Origin of the sequence: Actinomycetospora aeridis (assembly GCF_037400275.1) — a bacterium.
In the GTDB taxonomy this organism is placed as follows: domain Bacteria; phylum Actinomycetota; class Actinomycetes; order Mycobacteriales; family Pseudonocardiaceae; genus Actinomycetospora; species Actinomycetospora aeridis.
The window spans coordinates 197,623-209,652 of sequence record NZ_JBBEGL010000007.1 but is presented as its reverse complement, the minus strand read 5'-3'; the positions used below and the strand labels follow the sequence as shown (position 1 = coordinate 209,652).

The following is a 12,030-nucleotide window of genomic DNA, read 5'->3' as shown; positions in this document are numbered from 1 at the left end:
GAACTCGTCGTCCGCCCGTGCCTAGTGTTCGGCGCGAACCGACGGAGGGAGCCACCAGGTGTCGAAGACGGTGTCGAACGATCGGGCGGCGCTCGCGCGCTACGTCGTCGAGCACTACGCGGCCGGCGCGAGCCTCATGCGCCTCGCCGAGGACACCGGCCGCAGCTTCGGGCACGTCCGTCGCCTGCTCCTCGACGCGGGCGTCACCCTGCGTCCGCGCGGCGGGAGCCGTCCCCGGACGACCTGAGCACCAGTCTCCGTCCACGCGGGCAGCATGCCGCCCGGTGGGTAACCGCGGCCATGGCCAAGGGCGCACAGGACTACGCGCAGGACTACACCCACCCCGAGCTGCGGGAGCGGCTCAAGGAGGAGATCAAGGCCTCGGACAAGGGCGGCGCGTCCGGCAAGTGGTCGGCGCGCAAGAGCCAGCTGCTCACCCAGGAGTACGAGAAGCAGGGCGGCGGCTACCGGCATCCCGACGAGCCGACCGACGCCCAGCGCAGCCTCGAGCAGTGGACCGACGAGCAGTGGCAGACCGCGGACGGGTCCACCGAGGCGCGCGGGGAGGACGAGACCGACCGCTACCTGCCGAAGCAGGCCTGGGAGCAGATGTCGGACGAGGAGAAGGAGGCGACCCGCAAACGCAAGCGGGAGGCCTCGAAGGAGGGGCAGGGCGACGTCCCCAACACCGACGCCGCGAAGAAGGAGCGCAGGAGTGCCCACCTCGACGAGATGACGGCCGACGACGCGGTGAAGGAGGCCCGCCGCATGGACCCGGACACCGCGCAGCGGGCGCTCGAGCACGAACGTGACCACCGCGACCGCACCACGGTCGAGCGTCAGCTCGGGAAGTCAGCCGAGCGCGGATGAGCCGTCCGGGTCGTCGCCGGGGGCCGGTGGCCGCTCCGGGGTGCGGAGCAGGTCGTCCAGACCGGTGAGCGCGAGGACCCGCCCGGCGACGCTGCCGGCCGCCGCGTGCAGCCGCAGACCGGGGAGGTCGCGGCGCAGCTCGTGGACCGCCTGCACCCCCGCGCTGGAGAACACCGACACGCCGTCGAGGTCGACGGTCAGGACCCTCGCCCCGCCGCGCGCGGCCTCGAGCACGCGCACGCGGAAGCGGTCGACGGTCGTCGTGTCGACCGGCCCGGAGACGGCGAGCAGGTCGGGACCCCGCTGCTCGGCGCCGAGCTCCTCGTTTGCGCCGTGCACGCCGGCCGCGGCCTCGTCCCCGTAGGAGCCGATGAGGACGTCGCGGTGCAGCGGCGTCGACAGCGTGACCGTGGTGCCGGTGGCCCCCGTGGCGACGTCGACGCGCTCCACGAGGCCGCGCATCATCATCAGACCCCGCCCGCGTCCACCGGGGTCGTCCGAGGCCGGGCGCCAGTGGCCGCTGTCGGCGACGGTGACCGTGACGCGGCCGTCGTCGTCCAGCTCGGCGTCCGCGCGGACCCCGGCACCGTCGGGCGGCGGCTGCGGGTAGGCGTGCTCGAGGGCGTTGGTCGCCGCCTCGCCGACCGCGTGGACGAGCGACATCGCGTCGTCCTCGCCCACCCCGGCGTCGTCGAGCCAGGCGTCGAGCGCGCGGCGCAGGGACCGCAGCCCGCGGGGGTCGGGCGGGATCTCGAGAGCGAACGGCGCGGGGCCGGTCGCGGTGCGCTGGACGGCGAGCAGGGTCGCGTCGTCGGTGAGGCCGCCACCGGTCCAGCCCATGCGCTCGACGGTGAGGGCGGCGATGCGGTCGACCTGCGCGGTGGGGACGGTCGCGTCGTCCTCGACGTCCTCGTGACCGGCCGCGACGGCCGTGCGGGCGAGGGCCGCGAGCCCCTCGTCGAGGGTGTGGCCGGGGCGTTCGACGAGGCCGTCGGTGTAGAGGACGAGCACGTCGCCCGGACCGAGCCGGTCGGTGGTCGGCGACGGCGCCGGCGCCGCGGCACCGGTGCCCAGCGGCCCGCCCCCGGCGACGGGGATCCAGCGCACGGCGCCGTCGGTGGTGACCACGAACGGCGGCGGGTGCGCGGCCGCGGCCACCTCGAGCTCGCCGGTGCGGGGGTCGAGGACGACGACGCAGACGGTGGCGGCGCGGGTGGCGTGCTCGCGGGCCGCGAAGCGGTCGAGCTCGGCGAGGGTCCCGGCGACGCCGCGCCCGGCCTCCAGTGCGTTGGCGCCGACGGCCCGCAGCCGGCCCATCGCCGCGGACGCCGCCGCGCCGTGGCCGACGACGTCGCCGACCGCCACGGCCAGGCGACCGTCGGGCAGCGGCAGCGCGTCGAACCAGTCACCGCCGGCGGCGAGCTCCCGGCCGGCCACGACGTAGCGGGCGGCGAGACGCGCCCGGGGCAGGACCGGCAGCCCGGACGGCAGCAGCGACCGCTGCAGGGTGAGCACGACGTCCTGGGCGGCCTGCCGGGCCTTCTCCGACTCGGCGGCGGAGGTCTCCGCCTTGTGCCGGCGCAGCACCTCGTCGGTGACGCGGCCGATGTGCACCGTCATGCCGCGCATCGATCCGTCGGGATGGTGCGTGGGGACGAAGGTGTAGGAGTACCAGTCCTCCTCGAGGCGGCCGTCGCCGTCGCGGTCGACGAGGAGGCGCCGCTCGTCGCCGATCACGGGTTCGCCTCGTGTCCAGACCTCGTCGAGGGTCTCGAACACCTGCTGGCCCTCCAGCTCCGGCGCGACCTCGCGGATCGGCCGTCCGACGATGCCGGGGCGGAACCCCATGCTCGCCCGTGCCGCCCGGTTGGCGGCCACGACGCGGTGCTCGGGGCCCTCGAACGCCCACAGCACCGCCGGGATGTCCTCGAACGCCGCGACGACGTCGTCAGGGGTGCCCGCCGGTGTCTCGACGGGCCCGTCGGGGGCCATGCCCCCCACGATGTCCCGATCGCGAAGTGACCGCACGCCCGGATCGTCGGGCGAGCCGGTGGAGCCTGCGAGCGGACCGGCGAGACCTCCTCGTCATCCGCCCCGGCCGGCCTCCTCGGCGTGGGCCCGGCGCAGGGTCGTCGTCAGCCACAGCAGGACGTCGTGCAGGCGCAGGCGGGTCGGGCGGGCGTCGGGGACGGCGTCGGCGACCGCCGCCTCGAGCTCGGCGAAGGCCGCCTCGTTGGCCCGCAGCTCACGGTGGACGACCGCCTCGACGCCGCTGTCGCCCTCCTCGAGGAAGGGCAGGAGCGCGCGGCGGGTGGTCGGGGTGAGGTGCGGGACGAGGGCGGGGTGGCGGTGGTGCAGCGCCGCCAGGACGTGGGCCGACCGGGCCCCCGCGTCCTGCGCGATGCGGCGCAGGAGCGCCCCGGCGGTGCCGGGCTCGCCGAGCACCGAGAGGTCCTCCTCCGGCAGATCCCAGAAGGCGCGTCCGTCGGCCCGCGCGACGAGCGCGTCGACGAGCGGCGCCGACGTGACGAGGGCGTCGTGCACCTCGTGCCAGCCGGCCCGGTCGAGCCGCCCGTGCAGGCCCTCGGCGATCAGGACGTCACCGTCGGGCGTCAGGCTCACGGGGTGGGCGTCGAACCTCGCCCAGCCGAACGCCGGCACCTGCGCCCACCGGCCCTCGGGCGTGCCGGGGGAGCGGAAGCGCAGCCACCGCAGCGCGCGGGCGTACCCCACGACGCCGGCGAGCGCCCGGTGCGCCGGGAGCGGCTCGGGCCCGACCGAGGGCAGGCGCAGGACCACCTCGGTGTCGTGCGGGTGGGCGGTCACGCGCCCATCGTGCCTGCCCTCCGTGGTCCGCCGTCGGTGAGACGGGCCCCGATCAGGTCTCCAGCCGGAACAGCCGGTACCCCGACCCGTAGCCGAGGTCGACGAGCTCCGTGCCCGGTGCCGCCCGCGCGATCGCGGCGCGGATCGGCGCCGTGTCGATCCGGCGCGAGAAGCCGGGCAGCCAGTCGTCGTGGTGGCACGGCACGACGGTGCGAGCGCCGAGGGCCGCGGCCTGCTCGGCGACGAAGTCGGCGGTCGTCCCCTGCACCGGCTCGCCGTCGCGGTTGCCCCGCCCCGCGACGGCGAGGACGGCGACGTCCGGCGTCTCGTGGGCCAGGACCCCGCCCCAACAGCCGATGCTGTCCTGGAACAGCAGGCTGCCCTCCGAGGTCTCGACGACGAACACCAGCGCGCCGCCGTCGCCACGCTCGCCCTGCGCGGCGGCCACCATGTGCTCGCGCACCTCGACGCCCATGGCGCCGAAGCCGGCCCACAGCGCGCGCATCCTCTCGGTCCGCTCCTGCAGGGTCAGCCCCGTCTCGCCGAGGCAGACCTCGTCGGCGGGTGGCATCGGCTGCGACGACCACACGCACGAGTGCAGGCTCGGCAGCACGCGCGCCGAGGTGGACGCGTCCAGCGCGACCCGCTCCCCGCCCGCCACGGCCATCAGCTGCTCCTCGGGCACCCCGGCCGCGGCGAGGACGCGCACCGACTCGTACGAGCCGACGACCGTCGCCCCCGTGCGGACCGCGATCCGCTCGGCGCCCCAGAGGTGGTCGAAGTGGCTGTGCCCGACGAGGATCCAGTCGGCGGCCTCCACGTCCTCCACCCCGACGCCACTCTGCTCGGCGCCCGGGACGCGGTCGAGGTACGCGTCGAGCCACACCGTGAGACCTTCCGCGGTGCGCAGCCGGAACGTCGCGCAGCCGTACCAGTCGAGGGTGGCGGTCACGACCCCACCCTCGCAGCGGGCGCCACCGCCGTCAGCCCGGCCAGCACCGCGGGCAGCGGGGCGCGGTGCAGGACGCCGAGGCGCTGGGTCGCGCGGGTGAGGGCGACGTACAGATCGGCCGCACCCTGCGGTCCCTCGGCGAGGATCCGCTCCGGCTCGACGACGAGCACCGCGTCGAACTCGAGGCCCTTGGTCTCCGACGGCGGCACGACACCCGGCACGACCCCCGCCAGGTCGGGCGGCCCGATCACCACGCTCGTCCCCTCGAGCGGCTCCTCGGCGAGCACGAACTCCTCGACCGCGGCCGGCAGCTCGCCGGCGGAGACCTGCCGCGACCAGGGCGCGACCCCGCTCGCGCGCACCGACTCGGGCGGCGCGACGTGCGGCGCGAACTCGGCGAGCAGGGACGCGGCGACGGCCATGATCTCGGCCGGGGTCCGGTAGTTGACGGTCAGCGACCGGTACACCCAGCGGTCGGCGACGTACCGGTCGAGCATCGCGCCCCACGACGTCGCACCGGCGGGCGAGCGGCGCTGGGCGAGGTCGCCGACGACGGTGAACGCGCGCGCCGGGCAGCGGCGCATGAGCACCCGCCAGTCCATCGCCGAGAGCTCCTGGGCCTCGTCGACCACGACGTGCCGGTAGGTCCAGTCGCGGTCGGCGGCGGCGCGTTCGGCGAGCTCGCGGGTGTCGGACTCGACGAAGCGGTCGGCGATGCCCTCGGCCCGGATCAGGTCGTCGACCCGGACCCCGAGGTCCTCGTCGAGCTCCTCGGTGTCCAGCGTCAGGATCTGCATGACGCCCTCGGCGTACTCGGCCCGCGCCACCTCGTCGGCCGCCGCGGCCCGGTCCTCGGCCTGCACGGCCGCGGGGTCCCGCCCGAGCAGGTCGACGAGCTCGTCGAGCAGCGGGACGTCCGGGACCGTCCAGGCGGTGCCGTCGGCCCGCAGGAGCGACGGGTCCGCGCCGGCCGCACGCAGCCGCTCGGGCGACGTGTACAGCGTGGCCAGCACGTCCTCCGGCGTGAGGATCGGCCAGAGCTCCTGCAGCGCCGCGGCGAACCCCTCGTGCCCGGCGAGCTCGTCGAGCAGGTCGGTCCGCATCTGCTCCCACGCCGCCGTGTCGTCGCGGGACAGCCAGCCCTGGCCGATCCGCCCGATCGCACGCTCGGTGAGCACGTAGACGACGATCTCCCGGAACGTCGCGCGCGCCTCGTTGTGCGGCAGCCCGGTCGCCCGCGCCTCCTCGCGGGCCCACTCGGCGGTCGGGGCGTCGATCCGCACGGTGAGGTCGGACAGCTCGATCGGCACGGGCTCGGCGGGCAGCCGCTGACGGTCCGCGACCGCCGCGGCGAGCACGTCGAGGATCGCGAGCGACCCTTTGGCGCGGGCGGCCGCGGGCCCGTCCTCGGCGGTGACGTGGCGGCCGGGGGTGAGGTCGCCCGGGGTCATGAACACGACGTCCGACTCGCCGAGCGAGGGCAGCACCTGCCCGATGTGGTCGAGGAACGCCGGGTTCGGCCCGACGACGAGCACGCCGTGGCGCTCGATGCGCTCGCGCTGGGTGTACAGCAGGTACGCGACGCGGTGCAGGGCCACGACCGTCTTGCCGGTGCCGGGGCCGCCCTCGATCACGGTGACCCCGGGGTGATCGAGCCGGATGATCTCGTCCTGCTCGGCCTGGATCGTGGCGACGATGTCGCGCATGCCCTCGCCGCGCGGCGCGTTCACCGCGGCCAGGAGGGCGGCGTCGGTGTCGGTGGTGGTGCCCTCACCCTCGTCCGGCCGGCCCAGCAGTTCGTCGGTGAAAGCGACCACCCGGCGCCCGCGCGTGTGGAACTGGCGACGCCGGCGCATGTTCTCCGGATGTGCGCCGGTCGCGGTGTAGAATGGGCGCGCGGCCGGGGCGCGCCAATCCATCAGCAACGGCGCGAAATCGTCCTCCTCGTCGAGGATCCCGATCCGGCCGATGTAGGTGCGCTCGCCGGCCTCGCTGTCCAGCCGGCCGAAGCACAGCCCGTCGTCGGCGACCTCCAGCCGCCTCACCTGCGCGGCAGCGGCCCGCACCTTCACGTCCCGGTCCGTCGGCGTCTCCTCGGCCCGCAGCGCGCTGCGGTACTCGTCGCGCGCCCGGTCACGCTGCGCGTCGAGACGCGCGTACAGCCCGGCGACGTATCCGCGTTCGTCCTGCAATTCCTGGTCCGACGGCATGTCCTGGTACGACGGCATGTCCTGGTACGACGGCATCTCCTGGTACGGCACTGGCCTCCCTCGTCCTCGACGCGCAGAATTGTGCGGAACCACCCGGGTCTTGCGGCAAGTCCCCCCACCCGCTATACGTTGGATACGGCAGGAACGGCCTCCCGTCCCGCGATCTCGCGGATCCGGCGGTGGAAGCGCCGGGTCGCGGCCGACCGGCGCGCGTGCTCCGGGCCCACCACCGTCAGCACCCGTGCACCCAGGTCGACGGCGGTGCCGAAGGTCGTCACGCCGTCGCTGGGGAGGTACGCCAGCGCGAGCTCGGGGACGACCGCGGCGCCGAGCCCGGCCGCCACGAGGGCGAGGACGGTGCGCGAGTCCGTGCAGAGGTGCAGGTGCCCGGTGACAACGCCGTGCCGTGCGGCCAGCCGCTCGAGGACGTCGCGCACGACGTGACGTCGCGGCGTCGTCACCCACGGGCCCGCGAGGAGCTCGTCGAGGGTCGCGGACGCCGACCGGATCCGCGGCACCACGATCCGGAACGGGTCACGCCGCAGGTCGTCCTCCACGAGCCCGGGGTGCGGTCCGGGCGCCGCCGTCGTCGACTCCGCATACCGTTCGCCGAGCAGCAGGTCGAGCTCGCCCGCCCGCAGCAGCGCCACGCCCTCGGCGGCGTCGACCTCGACGACCTGCACCTGCAGCGCCGGGTCGCTGACGGCGAGCTCCTGCAGCGCGGGCACCACGAAGCTGCCGAGCGCGGTGGGGAAGCCGCCGACGCGCACGGTGCCCTCGGTGCCCTCGCGCATCCGGTCGACCTCCCGCTCCGCCTCCGCGAGCGCGGCGGCCACGTCGTCGGCGCGCTCGGCCAGGGCGAGCCCGGCCGACGTCAGCGCGGCCGTGCGCCCGCCGCCGCGGCGCGAGCGGTCGAGCAGGGCGAGCCGCGTCTCGGCCTCGAGGCGGGTGAGGTGCTGGGACACCCCGGACGCGGTGAGGTGCAGCGCGGCCGCGGCGGAACGGATGCTGCCGGTCCGGTGCACCGCGCGGAGCACCAGGAGCCGGTGCGGGTCGAGGGTCATTCACTCAGCCTGAAGCAGTGGGCGAGGAGAAGTCACTCCCGCTGACGTCCCGGCGACCGCACGATGGCCTTCGTGCATCGGATACGAGGCCTCGTGCTGCTGGCCGCCACCATCGTCTGCGAGGTGCTCGGCACCCTCGCCCTCCCGGCGTCGGAAGGCTTCACCCGCGTACCGGGCACCGTCGGCGTGCTGCTCGGCTACGCCGCCGCGATCATCCTGTTCTCGCGGGCGCTGGACCACGGGCTGCCGCTCGGCATCGCCTACGCCACGGTGACGGGCTGCGGGCTGGTCTCGGCGACGGCCGTCAGCGCCGTGCTCCTCGACGAGCCCGTCACCGCGCCACAGGGCCTCGGGCTCGTGCTGATCCTCGGCGGTGCGCTGCTGCTCCAGCGCCGTGCGGTGCCCTCGTGACCGAGACAGTGCTGCTCGCCGGGTCGGTCGCGACCCAGGGTCTGTGCCTCGCCGCGATGCGGGCGGCCGACGGGCTGCGCCGCCCCGGGTGGGTCGTCGTGGCGTTCGGGGCGATGGCCGTGTCGGTCCTCCTGATGGCGCGTGCGATGGCGCTCGGCATGCCGCTCGCCGTCGCGTACGGGGTGTGGAGCGGGGCCGGGATCGCCCTCGGCGCCGCGACCGGCGTCCTGGTGTTCCGCGACCGTCTCCGGCCGGTGCACGTCGCCGGCCTCGTGCTGGTGCTGGGCGGGGTGCTCCTGGTCCACGGGCTCTAGCGGGGTGGGCCGGTGCGCGACCCGGCGTCAGCCGAGCCCGAAGAGGGACCGCGCGGTGGTGTGGGACACGGCCTCGCGGTCGGCGGCGCCGAACTCGCCGAGGAAGGTCTCGATCTCGTCGGCCGTCGGCTGCTGGAAGGGGTAGTCGGTCGAGAACACCAGCCGGTCGGCGGTGGTCACGCTCAGGACGTGCCGCAGCAGGGCGGGGTTGAACATCCCCGAGCTGGTGACGACGACGTTGGTGCGCACGTAGTCCGTGACCGACCGCTCGAGCCCGCGGACCCGCGCCAGGCTGTCGGCGCGGTCCAGCCAGAACAGCAGCAGCTCGCCCCAGTGCCCGAGAACGATCTGCAGGTCGGGGTGCCGGTCGAACGTGCCGCGCAGGATCAGCCGCAGCGCGGCGGTGGCGGCCTCGACGTGCCAGCCCCAGCCGAACGTGGCGAGCCCGAGGTCGGTCACCGGGTCGAAGCCCGAGTACACGGCGTCGCGCACGGCCCCGGCCGGGATCTGGGGGTGGATGAAGACCGGCAGGTCCCGCGCGGCGGCCACGGCGAACACGTCGTCGAGGACGGGGTCGTCGAGCAGCAGGTCGCGGGCGCGGCCGTGCACCATCGCGCCCACGTGCCCGAGGCCGGCGGCGCGCTCCAGCTCCGCGGCGGCGGCGTCCGGCGCGGTGAGGGGCAGCGTGGCCATCGCCCGCAGCCGCGTCGGGTGCCGGTCGACCGCCTCGGCGACGGCGTCGTTCGCGTCGCGGGCGAGCGTCACCGCGTCGGCGGCCGGCAGCGCCTGGGTGCCCGGCGGGGCGTGCGAGACGATCGCGAGGTCAATGCCCTGCGCGTCCATCGCGCGCAGCCGTCCCTCGCCCAGGTCGGCGAGGCGGTCGAGCGTGTCGCCACGGTCGTTGAGGGCGAGGCTCCCGTCGGCCTCCCCGGGCGGGAGGGCCGCCAGCGCGGCGGTGATGCGCGGGGCGACCCAGTGTTCCTCGACGGCGATGAGCGGCACGGGGGAGCGGTTCCCCGCCCGGCGCCGGGCCAGTCGGGCGTGGCGTGCGTCACCGGGCCGGAGACCTTGAGTGTGCCGCGGCGGCCGGGTGTTCCGTCGGTCCCGTCAACCCCGGGACCGGAAGGACGCCCACCGTGATCGAGCTCGAGACCGCCGACTACGCCCGCGCCGAGCAGATGCTGGCCCCCTACCGGGCCCGCCGCGTGCCCGGCGCCGCCGTGGTGCCCCAGTGGTTCGCGGAAGGCACCCGGTTCTGGTACCGGATCGGGTCGCGCTTCACCGTCGTCGACCCGGGCGAGGGCACCCGTCGCGCCGCGTTCGACCACGACCGGCTCGCCGCGGCCCTGTCGGTCGCCTCCGGCACGGCCGTCGCGGCCGACGACCTCCCGTTCACCGCGATCGACCTCGAGGCCCCGGGCCGGGACCCCGACACCATGCGGTTCGCCGCGTTCGAGGCGACCTGGGAATGGTCGGACCGCGCGGGCACCTGCGTGCGCGTCGAGGAGCCGCAGCCCGGGCTCTCCGACGTCCCGTCACCCGACCGCGAGTGGATCGCGTTCCGGCGCGACGACGACATCTGGGTGCGCTCCCGCGACGGCGAGCAGGAGTTCGCGCTCACCGACGACGGCGAGCCCGACCACGGCTACGGCTTCCTGCCCGAGCCGCTGAACTCCGGGGTGCTGATGCGGAAGTTCGGCCTGGACCCGCTGATCGTGCACTGGTCACCGGACTCCACCCGGCTGCTCGTGCCGCGCGTCGACCAGCGTGACCTCCCCGAACAGGTGCTCGTCGAGTCCTCGCCCGCCGGTGGCGGCCGCCCGGTCGCGCGCCACATCCGCTACCCGATGCCCGGCGACGAGGCGCAGCCGACGCTCGCGTGGGTCGTGCTCGACGTGCCCTCGCGCAGCGTCGTGGCCCAGCAGGACGCGCCGGAGCCGCTCCTGCACCCGGGCGCGCTGATGACCGCGTGGTGGACCGGCGAGAAGGGCGAGGCGGTGCACCTCGTGCACCGCTCGCGCGACGTGCGGACCCTCGAGCTGCGCCGCCTCGACCCGGCGACCGGCGAGATCACCACGCTGGTCAGCGAGAGCGGCGAGACGCGCGTCGACCCGACCCCCGAGCTCGGGGAGACGCCGATGGTCCACGTCCTCGCGACCGGCGAGGTCCTCTGGTGGTCCCAGCGCGACGGGTGGGGGCACATGTACCTGTACTCCGCGGACGGCACCACCGAGCAGGTCACCCGCGGTCCGTGGCTGGTCCGCCGCGTCCTCTGGGTCGACGAGGAACGCCGGCAGGTCTGGTTCCTCGCGAACGGCCTCGTCGACGACGACCCGTACGTCCGCCAGATCTGCCGGATCGGCCTCGACGGCACGGGGTTCACGCGGCTCACCGACGACGCGCTCGACCACGACGCGGTCAGCCCGCCCGAGGGGGGCCACCTCGTCGACCGCGCCTCCGACGTCGCCACGCCGCCGCGGTCGACGGTGCGCGCCGGCGACGGGCAGGTCCTGGTCGAGCTCGAGGCCCCCGACACGGCCGCGCTGGAGGCGTTGGGCTGGGCGCCGCCCGAACGGTTCCGCACCACGGCGGCCGACGGGAGGACGCCGATCCACGGGCTGCTCTGGAAGCCGCACGGCTTCGACCCCGCCCGTCGCTACCCGGTGATCGACTGCATCTACCCCGGCCCGCAGATCCACCGGTCGTCGCCGGCCTTCGACACCGTCATCCCCGGCGAGGCCGAGGCGTTCGCGGCGCTCGGGTTCGCCGTCGTCACCGTCGACGGACGGGGGACGCCGGGGCGCAGCAAGGCCTTCCACGACGCCTCGTGGGGCGCGCTCGACGACGCGGGCTCGCTGGTCGACCACGTCGCCGCGATCCGCGAGCTCGGGCTGCGCCACCCGTGGATCGACACCGGGCGGGTCGGCATCACCGGGCACTCCGGGGGCGGGTTCGCCACCGCGCGCGCGATGGTCGCCCACCCGGAGCTCTACACGGTCGGCGTCGCCTCGGCCGGCAACCACGACGTCGGCTGGTACGTCCCGATGTGGATCGAGTGGTATCACGGCTCCGTCGACGACGAGGCCCGCCGCGCCCTGTCCACCCCGGCGCTGGCGGCGAACCTGCAGGGCAAGCTGCTGCTCATCCAGGGCGAGCTCGACGACAACGTGCTCCCGTTCCACGCGCTGCGCCTCGTCGACGCGCTGATCGAGGCGGACAAGGACGTCGACCTGCTGATCATCCCGGGCGTGGAGCACTCGCTGATGGGCCGACGGCACTACGCGACGCGCCGGACCTGGGACCACTTCGTGCGCCACCTGCACGGCAGCGAGCCGCCGTCGTACCGGCTCGCGCCGTTCCCGCCGCCGGATCTCGGGGTCTGA

Annotated in this window: 11 protein-coding genes; 5 read left to right on the top strand and 6 right to left on the bottom strand. The window is 75.4% G+C overall.

Annotated features, from left to right (window positions below):
* Nucleotides 1-58: 58 nt before the first annotated feature.
* Together WCD41_RS24590 and WCD41_RS24585 are read left to right on the top strand one after the other, a co-directional pair.
* Entirely contained in the window at nt 59-247 is a 189-nt protein-coding gene (locus WCD41_RS24590; RefSeq protein WP_373695186.1) for a helix-turn-helix domain-containing protein, read from the top strand.
* A 53-nt stretch (nt 248-300) separates the two neighbouring features.
* On the top strand, nt 301-870 hold the full coding sequence (locus tag WCD41_RS24585; protein ID WP_337717448.1) for a hypothetical protein: 570 nt from the start codon (nt 301-303) through the stop codon (nt 868-870).
* On the opposite strand, the gene WCD41_RS24580 is transcribed toward WCD41_RS24585, so the two are convergent.
* The 5 genes from WCD41_RS24580 to WCD41_RS24560 form a co-directional block, all read right to left on the bottom strand.
* The gene (locus tag WCD41_RS24580; protein ID WP_337717446.1) at nt 853-2,862 is read right to left on the bottom strand and encodes a SpoIIE family protein phosphatase; all 2,010 of its coding nucleotides are present in this window, start codon (nt 2,860-2,862) and stop codon (nt 853-855) included. The genes WCD41_RS24585 and WCD41_RS24580 overlap by 18 nt on opposite strands.
* Before the next feature lie 93 nt (nt 2,863-2,955).
* Nucleotides 2,956-3,696: a hypothetical protein gene (locus WCD41_RS24575; RefSeq protein WP_337717443.1), complete on the bottom strand. Its 741-nt coding sequence runs from the start codon at nt 3,694-3,696 to the stop codon at nt 2,956-2,958.
* A 52-nt stretch (nt 3,697-3,748) separates the two neighbouring features.
* Nucleotides 3,749-4,648 (bottom strand): MBL fold metallo-hydrolase, encoded by a 900-nt coding sequence (locus WCD41_RS24570; RefSeq protein ID WP_337717441.1) that lies wholly within the window; start codon nt 4,646-4,648, stop codon nt 3,749-3,751.
* Nucleotides 4,645-6,858, bottom strand: a complete 2,214-nt coding sequence (helR, locus tag WCD41_RS24565) for an RNA polymerase recycling motor ATPase HelR (RefSeq protein WP_337717533.1) — start codon at nt 6,856-6,858, stop codon at nt 4,645-4,647. The genes WCD41_RS24570 and helR overlap by 4 nt, the downstream gene beginning before the upstream one ends.
* A 122-nt stretch (nt 6,859-6,980) precedes the next feature.
* Complete coding sequence (locus WCD41_RS24560) at nt 6,981-7,922, bottom strand: LysR family transcriptional regulator (RefSeq protein WP_337717439.1); 942 nt, start codon at nt 7,920-7,922, stop codon at nt 6,981-6,983.
* A gap of 72 nt (nt 7,923-7,994) precedes the next feature.
* On the opposite strand from WCD41_RS24560, the gene WCD41_RS24555 reads away from it, so the two are divergent.
* Together WCD41_RS24555 and WCD41_RS24550 are read left to right on the top strand one after the other, a co-directional pair.
* Nucleotides 7,995-8,333, top strand: a complete 339-nt coding sequence (locus WCD41_RS24555; protein WP_337717436.1) for a DMT family transporter — start codon at nt 7,995-7,997, stop codon at nt 8,331-8,333.
* Nucleotides 8,330-8,647, top strand: coding sequence for a DMT family transporter (locus WCD41_RS24550; RefSeq protein WP_337717433.1), 318 nt, complete (start codon nt 8,330-8,332; stop codon nt 8,645-8,647). The genes WCD41_RS24555 and WCD41_RS24550 overlap by 4 nt, the downstream gene beginning before the upstream one ends.
* Nucleotides 8,648-8,674: 27 nt before the next feature.
* Here WCD41_RS24550 and WCD41_RS24545 read toward each other — a convergent pair whose 3' ends face one another.
* Nucleotides 8,675-9,649, bottom strand: a complete 975-nt coding sequence (locus WCD41_RS24545) for an amidohydrolase family protein (RefSeq protein WP_337717431.1) — start codon at nt 9,647-9,649, stop codon at nt 8,675-8,677.
* Between the two features lie 134 nt (nt 9,650-9,783).
* Here WCD41_RS24545 and WCD41_RS24540 point away from each other — a divergent pair, with 134 nt between their 5' ends.
* The gene (locus tag WCD41_RS24540) at nt 9,784-12,030 is read left to right on the top strand and encodes a S9 family peptidase (RefSeq protein WP_337717429.1); all 2,247 of its coding nucleotides are present in this window, start codon (nt 9,784-9,786) and stop codon (nt 12,028-12,030) included.